Genomic DNA, 13,685 nt, shown 5'->3' with positions numbered 1-13,685 from the left:
GCGGACACCCTGCCGCGGCACGGCCCCGGGGCGCCGCCCGGCCCCGGCCCGCCCCGCACGGACGCGGCGGGGCCCGCCCGGGTCCCTGGCCGGGACAAGACGGCGGGACACGCGGCGGCGTCAGGGGTGCGAGGCGGGTCCGGGGATTACCGCCGGCGCGGCCACCGCCGGGACGGGGAGGCGGGATGCCCGGGTAGGGGACCGCCCGCCCCATTCGCCGGGCCGGCCGGCCGCGGTTCCCCCGGGACGCCCACGGTCTTCGCGCCGCCCGACTTTCGGATCGGGGACCGGGCCTGAAATAGTTCCACCTCGATGTTCGCCATCCCTAGACTCCCAGCGACGGGGGTACCTCGGGGGAAAACTACGTGGGGCATGGAGTGCCGGAACTCGTACTGGAACTGAACGGAAGGACCTGGACCCTCGATCCGTCCAGGTCGTACACCCTCGGGCGGGACCCGCAGGGTGACGTGGTGATCGACGACGCCAGGGTCTCGTGGCGGCACGCCACGGTGAGCTGGGGGGGCCGGAGTTGGGTCATCGAAGACCACGGCTCCACCAACGGAACCTATGTGCAGGGCCAGCGGATCCACCAGATGGAAATCGGACCGGGTGCCGCCGTGCACCTGGGCAACGCCACCGACGGCCCGCGGCTGGACTTCGCCGGTGCCGCCGCGCCCGTACCCGCCGGCGCGTACGACGCCCCGGTGCCGCAGGCACAGCAGCCCTGGCCCGACCAGCAGGCCCACGCGGCACAAGCCCCGCAGCAGCACCAGCACTACCAGCAGCCGCAGCACCAGCAGTACCAGCCGCCGCAGCACCACCAGGAGCAGCCCGGCTGGCAGCAACACCAGCAGATCCCGCACCAGCAGGGCGGCGGCCCGGCGGCCCACCAGGCGCCCGCGCCCCCCGTGCACGGAGGGGAACGCGCCCCCACCACCTTCCACCAGTTGGCCCTGGGCCGCGTCATGCGCATCGGCCGCGCGCTCGAGAACGAACTGGTCGTCTCCGACCTCCAGGTCTCGCGCCACCACGCCGAGTTCACCGCGCACCCGGACGGCCGCTTCGAACTGCGCGACCTCGGCTCGCACAACGGCACGTACGTCAACGGCCAGCCGATCGCCAAGTCGGGCACCGTCCTCATCGGCCCGAACGACATCGTCGGCGTCGGCCACTCGACGTTCCGGATCGTCGGCGACCGCCTGGAGGAGTTCGTCGACACCGGCGAGGTCTCCTTCTCGGCCCGCCACCTCACCGTCACCGTCGACGGCGGCAAGCAGATCCTGAAGGACGTCTCCTTCGGCGTGCCCGAGAAGTCGCTGATCGGCGTCATCGGCCCGTCCGGCTCCGGCAAGTCGACGCTCCTCAAGGCGCTCACCGGCTACCGCCCGGCCGACCAGGGCGACGTCCTCTACGACAACCGCAGCCTCTACAAGCAGTTCGCCGAACTGCGCCAGCGCATCGGCCTGGTCCCGCAGGACGACATCCTCCACAAGGAGCTGACCGTCCAGAAGGCCCTCCGGTACGCGGCGAAGCTCCGCTTCCCCGGTGACACGGCCCCGGCCGAGCGCGAGGCCCGGATCGACGAGGTGCTGCGCGAGCTGAAGCTCGACATCCACAAGGAGAAGAAGGTCACCTCCCTCTCCGGTGGCCAGCGCAAGCGCGTCTCCGTCGCCCTGGAGCTGCTGACCAAGCCGTCCCTGATCTTCCTGGACGAGCCGACCTCCGGCCTCGACCCGGGCATGGACCGCGACGTCATGCAGCTGCTGCGCGGCCTCGCCGACGACGGCCGCACGGTCCTCGTCGTCACCCACTCCGTCGCCGAGCTGGCGCTCTGCGACAAGTTGCTGGTGATGGCGCCCGGCGGTTCGGTGGCCTACTTCGGCCCGCCGGAGGAGGCGCTGAACTTCTTCGGGTACGAGACGTGGGCGGACGTCTTCTCCGCCTTCGAGAACTACCGCGACTACGACTGGGCCGGCCGCTGGAAGGGCTCGCAGCACTACCAGCTGTACGCGGCGGACATCGACGCCGTCGCCGCCCAGCCGGTCCAGATGCCGGTGCAGTCCGCCGCCAAGCCGCCCAAGCCGCAGAGCTGGGGCGCCCAGCTGTGGACCCTGATCCGCCGGTACGTCTCGGTGATCGCCTCCGACCGGGGCTTCCTCGCCCTGATGGTCATCCTCCCGGCGGTCCTGGGCGCGGTCTCCGTCGTCATCCCGGCCGACTTCGGCCTGGCCCCGCCGACGCCGCCGTCCCGGTTCAACGGCGACGCCGGAACGATCATGCTCATCCTCGCGGTCGGCATGTGCTTCTCGGGCGCAGCCAACTCCGTACGGGAGCTGATCAAGGAACGGGTGATCTACGAACGGGAACGCGCCACCGGCCTGTCCCGCTCGGCGTACCTGATGTCCAAGGTGATCGTCCTCGGCCTCATCACGGCCTTCCAGGGCGTCATCATCTGCGCCATCGGCTTCACCCCGCGCGAGCTGCCCGCCGAGGGCCTGCTCATGCCGCCCGCCGTCGAGCTGTGCGTCGTCGTCATCGCGCTCGGCCTCACTTCGATGATGGTCGGCCTGGTCATCTCGGCCCTGGTGAAGACCGCCGAGAAGACCATGCCGCTGCTGGTCATGTTCGCGATCGTCCAGGTCGTCTTCACCGGCATCCTGTTCAAGGTGTACGGCTCGCCGGGCCTGGAGCAGTTCGCCTGGCTCATGCCGTCCCGCTGGGCCATCGCCGGCGCGGGCGCGACCCTCGACCTGGCGCACCTCATGCCGCCGTGGGACCACAAGAACCCCACCGACCTGGATCCGCTGTGGGAGCACAGCGTCGGCCAATGGGGCGTGAACGTGTCGGTGCTGCTCGCCATGGCCGTCGTCCTCGGCTTCCTCGTGGCGCGCCTGCTGCGCCGCCACGAGCCGGAAGTCATGCGCAAGTGACCGGCGCCACGCGCGCGTGAAGGGCGGCATCCCCTCGGGGTGCCGCCCTTTCCACGTCGGTGCGGGTCAGTACGCGCTGTTGACGTTGTCCATGGAGCCGTACCGGTCGGCCGCGTAGTTGCACGCGGCGACGATGTTGGCGACCGGGTCCCACTGGCTCTTCTTCGTGCCGGGGATGTGGTAGGCGTCGAACGTCGGCTTGATGACCTGGAGCAGGCCGATCGACGGGACGCCGTTGCGGGCGTTGATGTCCCAGTCGTTGATCGCGTTCGGGTTGCCGCTGGACTCCCGCATGACGTTGCGGTGGATGCCCTCGTAGGTACCCGGGATGTTGTGCTTCTTCATGATGTCGAGCGCCTCGCGGATCCATCCGTCGAGGTTGTTCGCGTAGACCGGCCCGCGCACGGCGGTACGGCTGGCGGCGGCCTGGGTGGTGACGCGCGCCTTCGCGGCGGCGGCGGCCTTCACCTGCACGGCGGTCGCGGCTTCGGCCTTGGCCGCGGCCTTCGCCTTCGCGGCGGCGGCCTTCACCTTGGCGGCGGTCTCGGCCTTCGCCTTCGTCTCGGCGGCGGCCTTCACCTCGAACGCCGACTTCTGCCCGGCGATGCCGGCCTGCAGCTCCGCGCTCCGGTAGCCGCTCCAGGCGGCGGCCGGAGCGGCGGCCACCTCCTTGACCTCCGCGTCGGCCGAGGCGGGGCCCGGGACCAGGGAGAGGGAGAGGGCGGCGACACCGAGGGCGGCCACGCCGGCGAGGGAGAGCTGGTGGTTCTTCTTGAGACGGCTGAGACCAGGGGTGCTGGACGGGGACATACAGTCGTACCTCTTCGAATCGCGGGAGTCGCACGCCACGGCGGCGTTGCGCCTGGCTTGGCGGGCGACGGCTGCAATTCTTAGCGGCAGCAAAAACCCGTGGCAAAGGTGTGACGTACGACCCCGGGTAGTGGATCAGAAGGTGTGGAGCGTGGCTTCCGCTCGTCCCGTGCGCGCGCCCGACCAGCACTGATCTGCGCCGGTACGGCTCCACTACGGAGACTCGTACGTGATCTGGGCCCTATGCGCGGCCTCACACCGACCCCCCTGTCGTCTCACTTCCTGTTGCGAGAGCAATGCATTGTGTGAGGCGCTTTCCGGGGCCTTTCGGGACAGGGTGGAAGGACCTAGGCCCTCGGACCCAGACACCGCCGTCCACAGGCGGATACGGACCGTCACCCCCCGTGGGTACGGTGAACGCATGACCGATCGACCACGCTCCGGCCTCGCGGCGGTGAGCACGGCCCTGCTAGAGATGAGCAGGCAGCTGGAGGTCCGCGACGTCCTCAAGACGATCGTGGCCTCCGCCCGCGACCTGCTCGACGCCGAGTACGCCGCGCTCGGCGTCCCGGACGACCACGGCGGCTTCGCCCAGTTCGTGGTCGACGGGGTCAGCGACGAGCAGTGGAAGGCCATCGGCCCCCTGCCCCGGCAGCACGGCGTCCTCGCCGCGATGCTCCACAGCGAGCGGCCCGAGCGCCTCGCCGACGTCCGCGAGGACCCCCGCTTCGAGGGCTGGCCCACCACCCACCCCGACATGTCGGACTTCCTCGGCCTGCCCGTCCGCGACGGCGACGAGACGATCGCCGCCCTGTTCCTCGCGAACAAGCGCTGCTCCTCATCCGACGGCGGGTGCGGTTTCACCGCCGAGGACGAGGAGCTGCTCGGCATCCTCGCCCAGCACGCCGCCATCGCCCTCACCAACGCTCGCCTCTACGAGCGCAGCCGCGAGCTGTCCATCGCCGAGGAGCGCTCCCGCCTCGCCCACGAGCTGCACGACGCCGTCAGCCAGAAGCTGTTCTCCCTGCGGCTGACCGCCCAGGCCGCCGCCGCCCTCGTCGACCGGGACCCCGCCCGCGCCAAGGGCGAGCTCCAGCAGGTCGCCGCCCTGGCCGCCGAAGCCGCCGACGAGCTGCGCGCCGCCGTCGTCGAGCTGCGCCCCGCCGCCCTCGACGAGGACGGCCTGGTCCACACCCTGCGTACGCACGTCCAGGTCCTCGACCGGGCGCACACGGCCCACGTCACCTTCGACGGGGGCGGCATACGGGCCCTCCCCGCCTCCCAGGAGGAGGCGCTGCTCCGCGTCGCCCAGGAGGCCCTGCACAACGCCCTGCGCCACTCCGGGGCCGGCGAGGTCGCCGTCCGGCTCGCCCGGCACGGCCAGGGCGCCCGCCTCACCGTCACCGACGACGGCAGGGGCTTCGACCCGCGCGCGGTCCGCCGCGCCGGCCGCCACCTGGGCCTCGTCTCCATGCGGGACCGGGCGAGCGGCGTCGGCGGCAGACTCGCCGTGCACTCGGCGCCCGGCGAGGGCACCACGATCGAGATGGAGGTCCCCGGTGGCTGACAAGGAGAGCGACGGCTCCGCGAGGGCGGGAGAGGGGCGCGCCATCCGCGTCCTCCTCGTCGACGACCACCAGGTCGTCCGCCGCGGGCTGCGCACGTTCCTGGAGGTCCAGCACGACATCGAGGTCGTCGGCGAGGCCGCGGACGGCGCCGAGGGCGTCGCCCGTACGGAGGAGCTGCGCCCCGACGTCGTCCTCATGGACGTGAAGATGCCCGGTACGGACGGCATCGAGGCCCTCCGCAGGCTCCGCGAGCTCGGCAACCCGGCGAAGGTGCTGATCGTCACCAGCTTCACCGAGCAGCGCACGGTCGTCCCCGCCCTGCGCGCCGGCGCCGCCGGGTACGTCTACAAGGACGTCGACCCCGACGCCCTGGCCGGCGCCATCCGCTCCGTCCACGCGGGGCACGTCCTGCTTCAGTCCGAGGTGGCCGGGGCGCTGCTCAGCCAGGACGAGGCGAACGGCGGATCCGGCGGCCGAAGCGGCTCCCTCACCGAGCGGGAGCGCGAGGTCCTCGGCCTGATCGCCGACGGGCGCTCCAACCGGGAGATCGCCCGCGCCCTCGTCCTCTCCGAGAAGACCGTCAAGACGCACGTCTCCAACATCCTCATGAAGCTGGACCTCGCCGACCGCACCCAGGCCGCCCTGTGGGCCGTACGCCACGGCCTCACCACCTGACCGGGCACCGCCCGACCGCACCGCCCGACCGCACCGCCCGACCGCACCGCCCGACCGCACCGCCCGACCGCACCGCCCGACCGGCACCATCCGCCCGACCGGCACCATCCGCCCGGGTGGCGGCCGGCCATCCGCCCGGACACCGCCCAGCCGGGCGGCGGCCGACCGGACCCCGGCACCCGCCGGGAGGCCGGCCGCCGTCCGCTCGGGACCGCCCGTCCGCTCGGGACCGCCCGTCCGCTCGGGACCGCCCGTCCGGCTCGGGACCGCCCGTCCGGCTCGGGACCGCCCGTCCGCTCGGGACCGGCCGCCGCCCGCTCAGGGCCGGCCGCGCTCCCGCTCCTCCACGTACGCGTTGAACGCGGCCACCTGCGCCCGCCGCGCCACGCGCTCCACCGGCCGCAGCGCCTCCGCCCGCGCCGCCATCTCCGACGCGCTCACCGCGCCGCCGGGCCCCTTCTCGTACGCCAACGAGACCAGCAGCGCCACCCGCCGCGCCAGCTCCAGCACCCGAACCGCCCGCGGGGGGTACCCCGGCGCCAGCAGCTCGCCCCCGGCGTGCGCCCGCGCCCGGTACGCGTCCAGCGCCGCCTCCGCCACCGGGCCCGACGCCGCCACGTTCAGCCGCGTCAGCACCGCCGTCGCCTCCCGCAGCGCCTCCGCCAGCTCCCGCTCCGCCTCGCCCAGCGACGGCACGTCCGCCGGCGGCGCCTCCCGCACCGGCAGGCAGTGCCACACGACCTCCACGTGCAGGTCCCCGGCAGGACCCGCCTCGGTCACCTCCGGCACGAGCCCGAACCCGGCCCCGTACCCGACGGCCGCCTCCTGCGCGTCGAGCGCCCGCGCGTTGAACTCCGGCGGCCCGCTGAGCCCCAGCGGATGCCCCGGCGCGGGCAGCGCCACCCGCCACCCGGTGATCCCCAGCGACCGCAGCCGCCCCAGCGCCAGGGTCAGCCCGACGGGCCCCGGCTCACCCGGCAGGCCCTCCACGCGGTGCGGTGCGTCGTCACCGACGATCGCGCCCACCGCCTCGTCCGGCGACACCAACCCGGCCAGCAGGGCGTTTCCCCATGCGGCCAACCGTCCTGAACGTGGTTCCGAAAGCATGGCCCCCACCCTAGGTACTGGCCCCACGGGTACGGGCCCCACCACCGGTGGCGTAGGTTTTCCCTGGGAACCTGCGCCCGCCGCTCCCGCGGCGGCCCGCGCGAGGGACGACGACGAAGCAACGACCGCAAGGGGAGACAACGCGCTCATGAGCGATGTACTGGAGCTGGTGGACGTATCCGTGGTCCGCGACGGACGCGCTCTGGTGGACGAGGTCTCCTGGTCGGTCAAGGAAGGCGAGCGCTGGGCCGTCCTCGGCCCCAACGGCGCCGGCAAGACCACCCTCCTGAACGTCGCCTCCACCTACCTCTTCCCCACCCGCGGCGCCGTCCGCATCCTCGGCGACCAGCTCGGCAAGGTCGACGTCTTCGACCTGCGCCCCCGCGTCAGCATGGCCGGCATCGCCATGGCCGAGAAGCTGCCCAAGCGGCAGACCGTCCTCCAGACCGTCCTCACCGCGGCGTACGGCATGACCGCCACCTGGCGGGAGGACTACGACGCCGTCGACGAGGACCGCGCCCGCGCCTTCCTCGACCGCCTCGGCATGTCCGACTTCCTCGACCGCAGGTTCGGCACCCTCTCCGAGGGCGAGCGCAAGCGGACCCTCATCGCCCGCGCCCTGATGACCGACCCCGAGCTGCTCCTCCTCGACGAGCCCGCCGCCGGCCTCGACCTCGGCGGCCGGGAGGACCTCGTCCGCCGCCTCGGCCGCCTCGCCCGCGACCCGTACGCCCCCTCCATGATCATGGTCACGCACCACGTGGAGGAGATCCCGCCGGGCTTCACCCACGTCCTGATGATCCGCCAGGGCAAGGTGCTCGCCGCCGGCCCCGTCGAGACCGAGCTCACCTCCCGCAACCTCAGCCGCTGCTTCGGCCTGCCCCTCGTCGTCGAGCGCGTCGGCGACCGCTACACCGCCCAGGGCCTCCCGCTCGGCTGACCCCGCCCCACGCCTCCGAAGGCACCGGAACGCCGAACCACCGGAACGCCGAAGGCACGCACCGGAACACCGAAGGCACGCACCGGAACACCGAAGCGCCGAGGGCCCCCGCGCACCCGCGGGGGCCCTCGGCGCCCTGTCCCCGGCGGGCCCGCGCACCTACCATGACGACGTGGACATCGACGCATGGGTCTGGTGGCTGATCGCGGCGGTGGGGCTGGGCATCCCGCTCGTCATCACCGCGATGCCCGAATTCGGCATGTTCTCCGTCGGGGCGGTCGCGGGCGCCCTCACCGCGGGACTCGGCTTCGGAGTGGTGGCCCAAGTCATCGTCTTCGTCGTCGTCTCCGTCGCGCTCCTCGCCGTCGTGCGGCCCATCGCGGCCCGGCACCGCCAGGGGCAACCGGGCCACGCGACCGGCGTCGACGCCCTGAAAGGCCGTCAAGCCGTCGTCCTGGAACGGGTCGACGCCTCCGGCGGGCGCGTCAAACTCGCCGGCGAGGTCTGGTCCGCCCGCTCCTACGCCCCCGACCAGGTCTTCGAACCGGGGCAGCAGGTCGACGTGGTCGACATCGACGGGGCGACCGCCGTCGTGATATGACGACGCGTCACATGCCGTCGCGCGAGGGCCGGTCACCGGGACAACCGGCCGAACCGCCCACATGACCGCCCGCCGTCTGGGAAAATCGATCACCGACATCAACCGGCAGCGAAGGGCACGGGGAGCACGATGCCATCAGTCATCATCGTTCTGGTCATTCTGGTGGTGCTTGTCTTCATCGCCCTGATCAAAACGATCCAGGTCATCCCACAAGCCAGCGCCGCCATCGTGGAACGCTTCGGCCGCTACACCCGCACCCTCAACGCGGGCCTCAACATCGTCGTCCCGTTCATCGACACGATCCGCAACCGCATCGACCTGCGCGAGCAGGTCGTCCCCTTCCCGCCCCAGCCCGTCATCACCCAGGACAACCTGGTCGTCAACATCGACACGGTCATCTACTACCAGGTGACCGACGCCCGCGCCGCGACGTACGAGGTCGCCAGCTACATCCAGGCGATCGAGCAGCTCACCGTCACCACCCTGCGCAACATCATCGGCGGCATGGACCTGGAGCGCACCCTCACCTCCCGCGAGGAGATCAACGCCGCCCTCCGCGGCGTCCTCGACGAGGCCACCGGCAAGTGGGGCATCCGCGTCAACCGCGTCGAGCTGAAGGCCATCGAGCCGCCCACCTCCATCCAGGACTCGATGGAGAAGCAGATGCGCGCCGACCGCGACAAGCGCGCCGCGATCCTCACCGCCGAGGGCATCCGCCAGTCCCAGATCCTCACCGCCGAGGGCGAGAAGCAGTCCGCGATCCTCCGCGCCGAGGGCGAGGCCAAGGCGGCGGCCCTGCGCGCCGAGGGCGAGGCCCAGGCGGTCCGTACGGTCTTCGAAGCCATCCACGCCGGCGACCCCGATCAGAAACTCCTCTCCTACCAGTACCTCCAGATGCTCCCGAAGATCGCCGAAGGCGACGCCAACAAGCTCTGGATCGTGCCCAGCGAGATCGGCGACGCCCTCAAGGGCCTCTCCGGCGCCTTCGGCAACCTCGGCAACGGCGCCCCCGGCTTCGACACCTCCTCCAAGGAGCGGCGCCGGGAGGACCCCCCCGTCGACTGACCGGGGGCCGCACCCCGGTCGACTCACCCCACTGCCCTCGTGCATGATCGGTTCATCCACCACCGATCACGTACGGGGGCACAGTGACGTTCTGGGAGATGCTCGCCGTCTTCGCGGCCGGCATCGGCGCGGGCACCATCAACACGATCGTCGGGTCGGGCACGCTCATCACGTTCCCCGTCCTCCTGGCCACCGGCCTCCCGCCGGTCACCGCCACCGTCTCCAACGCCCTCGGCCTGATCCCCGGCTCCATCAGCGGGGCCATCGGCTACCGCGCCGAACTCACCGGCCAGCGCGACCGCGTCCTGCGCCTCGCCGTCGCCGCCGCCGTCGGCGGACTGGGCGGCGCCGTCCTCCTCACCGTCCTGCCCTCCACGGCCTTCGAGACGATCGTCCCCGTCCTCGTCGCCCTGGCCCTGGTCCTGGTCATCCTCCAGCCCCGCATCACCCGGGCCGTCCAGGCCCGCCGCGAACGGAACGGCCGCACCGGCACCGCCCGCCACGGCGGCCCCCTCCTCTTCACCGGCCTCCTCCTGGCCAGCGTCTACGGCGGGTACTTCACCGCCGCCCAGGGGATCATCTACCTCTCCCTCATGGGCATGCTGCTCGACGACACCCTCCAGCGCCTCAACGCCGCGAAGAACATCCTCGCGGCCGTCGTGAACACCATCGCCGCGCTGTTCTTCGTCTTCGCCGCCCACTTCGACTGGACCGCCGTCGCCCTCATCGCCGTCGGCTCCACCATCGGCGGCCAGATCGGCGCACGCGTCGGCCGGCGCCTCCCCGCCAAGGCCCTCCGCGCCCTGATCGTCGTCATCGGCGGCGCCGCGATCCTCCAGCTCGTCACCCGATGACGAAGAGCCCGCCCCCGGCGACACACCGGGAGCGGGCTCCACCCGCGGTCACGCTCAGGCGGCGGACGCCTCCGGCCGCCGCGCCGCCAGCCACTCCGGCAGCTCCGCCCGCTCACCGGCCCGCAGCGCCAGCAGCATCGCGTCCGCGGGGCTCGGTACGAACGGCCGGTGCAGCAGCGGCATCCCCGCCTCCTCCGGCGTACGGTCCGCCTTGCGGTGGTTGTCCTCCGCGCAGGACGCGACCGTGTTCAGCCAGCTGTCCGCACCGCCCTGCGACCGCGGCACCACGTGGTCGACCGTCGTCGCCCGCCGCCCGCAGTACGCGCACCGGTGCTGGTCCCGCACCAGCACGCCGCGCCGCGACCACGGCGCGTGTCTTCGGAACGGCACCCGTACGTACCGGCACAACCTGATCACCCGCGGTACGGGCAGCTCCACCGCGGCCGCCCGCAGCCGGAGCCCCGGATGGGCCTGCTCGACGACGGCCTTGTCCTGCAGCACCAGCACCACCGCACGGTGCAGCGACACCGTCGACAGCGGCTCGAAGCTCGCGTTGAGAACCAGCGTGTCCCGCATTCCGCCCACCTCCGTGTGCCGGCCGTCCCCCTGACGCGCCTGGACCAACTCTGGCGGGGCGGCACCGAACGGGACAACGCAATATCCGCGAGCGGAAAATGCCCGCCCCCGGCCTCCCCCGGGCCAGAAGCGGGCGAACGGGAAGTGAACGTTCAGCTCTCCGCGGGCGTCTCGTACTCCCCGATGAGCTGCGCGCGCGCCAGCGTGTGGAACCGCAGGTTGAAACCGACGACCGCCGGCGACGCGTCGGAGTCCGGCCCCAGCCTCTCCGTGTCCACGGCGTACACGGTGAACACGTACCGGTGCGGGCCGTCCCCGGGCGGCGGCGCGGCGCCGCCGAAGTCCTTCGACCCGTAGTCGTTGCGGGCGTGCACCGCGCCCTCGGGCAGCCCCTCGAACTTCCCGCCCCCCGCACCCGCGGGCAGCTCCGTCACGGACGCCGGGATGTCGAACAGCACCCAGTGCCAGAAACCGCTGCCCGTCGGCGCGTCCGGGTCGAAGCACGTCACGGCGAAGCTCTTCGTCTCCGCCGGGAAGCCCTCCCACCGCAGCTGCGGCGACGTGTTCCCCTTCGCGTACACCTGCGCGTCCGCCAGCACGCCCCCGGGCGCGACGTCGTCGCTCACCACGGTGAACGACGGCACCGGCGGGTGGAAGTCGTGGGGGAGCGGCGCCCTCTTCGCCTCGGTCACGTCAGAACCTCCGATCGCTCTGGAACCTCGATCTTCCGAGCCTAGAGCCAGTTGCGGCGCCCACCGACATCGGCGAGCCACTGGTTGAGGTACGCCGCCCAGTCGGTGCCCTGGTAGTCGTTCAAGCCGACCACGAAGCAGCGGTACGAGTCGCTGCCCTCGCTGAACAGCCCGCCCTTCTTGTCCATCTCCAGCACGACGTCCATCTCCCGGTCGTCGGCGACGAACGACAGCTCGACCTGGTTCAGCCCCCGGTACTGCTGCGGCGGCAGGAACTCGATCTCCTGGTAGAAGGGCAGCCGCTGTCGCGTCCCCCGGATGTGCCCCCGCTCCATGTCCGCGTTCTTGAACCGGAAGCCCAGCCGGACGAACGCGTCCAGGATCGCCTGCTGCGCCGGCAGCGGGTGCACGCTGATCGGGTCCAGGTCGCTGGAGTCCACGGCCCGCGCGATCGCCAGCTCCGTCGTCACCCCGATGTCCATGCCGCGCAACTGCTGCCCGGCGATGCAGGTGACGGGGGTCTCCCACGGGATCTCCAACCCGAACGGCACGACGTGCACGGCCCCGGCCTGGACGGTGAAGGAACCGCCGATCTGCGTCCTGCCGAACTCGATGTCCTGCTTGGCCTCCTGGTCGCCGCCCTCGACCTCGACCCGCGCCTGCAGCCCGAGCGACAGGCCCTGGATCTCCTGCGGCACCGAGCCGCCCTCGATCCGCACCTCGCCCTGGACGACACCGCCGGGCACCACGTTCGCCTCGGTCAGCACGGTCTCGACGTTGGCCCCGCCCGCCCCCAGGCTCGCGAGCAGCTTCTTGAAGCCCATGTCCACTCCTTCTCGGTCCACAGCTCACATACGCGTACGCGCGGAAGACCGTAGCCGGTTCCGGGCGCCGTCCCAGTACGCTCGTTCAACATGATCGAGCGCCCCGACCGTACGCCGCTGCCCCGGGACTTCTTCGACCGCCCCGTACTGGAGGTCGCGCCGGACCTGCTCGGCCGGACTCTGGTGCGGACGACGGACGACGGACCCATCGAGCTCCGCCTCACGGAAGTGGAGGCGTACGCCGGAGAGGTGGACCCCGGCTCCCACGCCTACCGGGGCCGCACGGCGAGGAACGCCGTCATGTTCGGCCCGCCCGGTCACGCGTACGTCTACTTCACCTACGGGATGTGGCACTGCCTGAACCTGGTGTGCGGCCCGGAGGGCACCGCGAGCGGGGTCCTGCTGCGCGCCGGGGAGGTCCGCGCGGGCCACGAGCTGGCCCGCCGCCGGCGCCTCTCGGCCCGGCACGACAGGGAGCTGGCCAAGGGCCCGGCCCGCCTCGCCACGGCCCTGGACGTCGACCGCACCCTGGACGGCACCGACGCCTGCGCCGGCCCGGACTCCCCCCTGTCCGTACTGACGGGGACCCCGATCGCCCCCGAGCGGGTACGGAACGGCCCCCGTACCGGTGTGGGCGGGGAGGGGGCGGTGCACCCGTGGCGCTTCTGGATCGACGGGGACCCGACGGTGAGTCCGTACCGGGCCCACACACCGCGCCGGAGGAGGACTTGACTCTCGGCACCGAGCCGCCTAATCTCGATCGAGCCGCAGGAGCCGGGGCACGCTGTATCAGCACCCCTGGGGCGGCCAAACCACTACTTAGCGATCTACCCCCTGGCGGGGTGGGTTCTGGGTGCCGGAATTCATTTCGAGGAGCTCGATTATGAGCACCGCGAAGAATCCGCTAAAGTAGCGGAAGTCGAAAGGCGAAAGGCCCTCCAACGGCCGCTGGATACGAAATTCGGACCGGGAACGGAACGGAAAACGGATCTGGTAGAGTTGGAAACACCGAAGGGAAGCGCCCGGAGGAAAGCCCGAGAGGG

At 72.0% G+C, this 13,685-nt stretch carries 13 protein-coding genes; 8 read left to right on the top strand and 5 right to left on the bottom strand.

The window, feature by feature from the left end; translation table 11 throughout:
• Positions 1–377: 377 nt before the first annotated feature.
• Positions 378–2,930 (top strand): ABC transporter ATP-binding protein/permease, encoded by a 2,553-nt coding sequence (locus AC07D6_RS21475; protein WP_479046631.1) that lies wholly within the window; start codon positions 378–380, stop codon positions 2,928–2,930.
• Between the two features lie 66 nt (positions 2,931–2,996).
• On the opposite strand, the gene AC07D6_RS21470 is transcribed toward AC07D6_RS21475, so the two are convergent.
• Positions 2,997–3,740 carry a transglycosylase SLT domain-containing protein gene (locus AC07D6_RS21470; protein ID WP_315880512.1) on the bottom strand — a complete coding sequence of 248 codons (744 nt, stop codon included), beginning with the start codon at positions 3,738–3,740 and terminating at the stop codon, positions 2,997–2,999.
• A gap of 421 nt (positions 3,741–4,161) precedes the next feature.
• Here AC07D6_RS21470 and AC07D6_RS21465 point away from each other — a divergent pair, with 421 nt between their 5' ends.
• Together AC07D6_RS21465 and AC07D6_RS21460 are read left to right on the top strand one after the other, a co-directional pair.
• Entirely contained in the window at positions 4,162–5,307 is a 1,146-nt protein-coding gene (locus AC07D6_RS21465) for a GAF domain-containing sensor histidine kinase (protein WP_315880511.1), read from the top strand.
• Positions 5,300–5,983 (top strand): response regulator transcription factor, encoded by a 684-nt coding sequence (locus tag AC07D6_RS21460; RefSeq protein WP_315880510.1) that lies wholly within the window; start codon positions 5,300–5,302, stop codon positions 5,981–5,983. The genes AC07D6_RS21465 and AC07D6_RS21460 overlap by 8 nt, the downstream gene beginning before the upstream one ends.
• Before the next feature lie 318 nt (positions 5,984–6,301).
• Here AC07D6_RS21460 and AC07D6_RS21455 read toward each other — a convergent pair whose 3' ends face one another.
• Positions 6,302–7,090 (bottom strand): hypothetical protein, encoded by a 789-nt coding sequence (locus tag AC07D6_RS21455; RefSeq protein ID WP_479046628.1) that lies wholly within the window; start codon positions 7,088–7,090, stop codon positions 6,302–6,304.
• A 148-nt stretch (positions 7,091–7,238) separates the two neighbouring features.
• Here AC07D6_RS21455 and AC07D6_RS21450 point away from each other — a divergent pair, with 148 nt between their 5' ends.
• The 4 genes from AC07D6_RS21450 to AC07D6_RS21435 all read left to right on the top strand — a co-directional run bounded on the left by AC07D6_RS21450 (position 7,239) and on the right by AC07D6_RS21435 (position 10,550).
• The gene (locus tag AC07D6_RS21450) at positions 7,239–8,030 is read left to right on the top strand and encodes an ABC transporter ATP-binding protein (RefSeq protein WP_315880508.1); all 792 of its coding nucleotides are present in this window, start codon (positions 7,239–7,241) and stop codon (positions 8,028–8,030) included.
• Between the two features lie 172 nt (positions 8,031–8,202).
• Positions 8,203–8,631: an NfeD family protein gene (locus AC07D6_RS21445; RefSeq protein WP_315880507.1), complete on the top strand. Its 429-nt coding sequence runs from the start codon at positions 8,203–8,205 to the stop codon at positions 8,629–8,631.
• Between the two features lie 129 nt (positions 8,632–8,760).
• Positions 8,761–9,696, top strand: coding sequence for an SPFH domain-containing protein (locus tag AC07D6_RS21440; RefSeq protein ID WP_315880506.1), 936 nt, complete (start codon positions 8,761–8,763; stop codon positions 9,694–9,696).
• An 83-nt stretch (positions 9,697–9,779) separates the two neighbouring features.
• The gene (locus AC07D6_RS21435) at positions 9,780–10,550 is read left to right on the top strand and encodes a sulfite exporter TauE/SafE family protein (RefSeq protein ID WP_315880505.1); all 771 of its coding nucleotides are present in this window, start codon (positions 9,780–9,782) and stop codon (positions 10,548–10,550) included.
• 54 nt (positions 10,551–10,604) lie between these two features.
• Here AC07D6_RS21435 and AC07D6_RS21430 read toward each other — a convergent pair whose 3' ends face one another.
• From AC07D6_RS21430 to AC07D6_RS21420, 3 genes are all read right to left on the bottom strand, one after another.
• On the bottom strand, positions 10,605–11,126 hold the full coding sequence (locus tag AC07D6_RS21430; RefSeq protein ID WP_315880504.1) for an HNH endonuclease: 522 nt from the start codon (positions 11,124–11,126) through the stop codon (positions 10,605–10,607).
• Between the two features lie 152 nt (positions 11,127–11,278).
• Positions 11,279–11,818, bottom strand: a complete 540-nt coding sequence (locus AC07D6_RS21425; RefSeq protein ID WP_479046623.1) for a YbhB/YbcL family Raf kinase inhibitor-like protein — start codon at positions 11,816–11,818, stop codon at positions 11,279–11,281.
• 41 nt (positions 11,819–11,859) lie between these two features.
• Positions 11,860–12,642 (bottom strand): sporulation protein, encoded by a 783-nt coding sequence (locus AC07D6_RS21420; protein ID WP_315880502.1) that lies wholly within the window; start codon positions 12,640–12,642, stop codon positions 11,860–11,862.
• A 90-nt stretch (positions 12,643–12,732) separates the two neighbouring features.
• Between AC07D6_RS21420 and AC07D6_RS21415 the strand changes: the two genes are divergently transcribed.
• Complete coding sequence (locus tag AC07D6_RS21415; protein ID WP_315880501.1) at positions 12,733–13,374, top strand: DNA-3-methyladenine glycosylase; 642 nt, start codon at positions 12,733–12,735, stop codon at positions 13,372–13,374.
• The last annotated feature ends 311 nt before the right edge of the window (positions 13,375–13,685 follow it).

The organism is Streptomyces sp. NPDC045287 (genome assembly GCF_056432325.1).
Note: the sequence above shows the minus strand (reverse complement) of the source record. Positions and strands in the feature narration are given on the sequence as shown.

Coding starts and splice junctions, on each gene's coding strand:
- AC07D6_RS21430 (WP_315880504.1), bottom strand. CDS start 11,126: ATGCGGGACACGCTGGTTCTCAACGCGAGCTTCGAGCCGCTGTCGACG.
- AC07D6_RS21415 (WP_315880501.1), top strand. CDS start 12,733: ATGATCGAGCGCCCCGACCGTACGCCGCTGCCCCGGGACTTCTTCGAC.
- AC07D6_RS21450 (WP_315880508.1), top strand. CDS start 7,239: ATGAGCGATGTACTGGAGCTGGTGGACGTATCCGTGGTCCGCGACGGA.
- AC07D6_RS21455 (WP_479046628.1), bottom strand. CDS start 7,090: ATGCTTTCGGAACCACGTTCAGGACGGTTGGCCGCATGGGGAAACGCC.
- AC07D6_RS21440 (WP_315880506.1), top strand. CDS start 8,761: ATGCCATCAGTCATCATCGTTCTGGTCATTCTGGTGGTGCTTGTCTTC.
- AC07D6_RS21465 (WP_315880511.1), top strand. CDS start 4,162: ATGACCGATCGACCACGCTCCGGCCTCGCGGCGGTGAGCACGGCCCTG.
- AC07D6_RS21420 (WP_315880502.1), bottom strand. CDS start 12,642: ATGGGCTTCAAGAAGCTGCTCGCGAGCCTGGGGGCGGGCGGGGCCAAC.
- AC07D6_RS21470 (WP_315880512.1), bottom strand. CDS start 3,740: ATGTCCCCGTCCAGCACCCCTGGTCTCAGCCGTCTCAAGAAGAACCAC.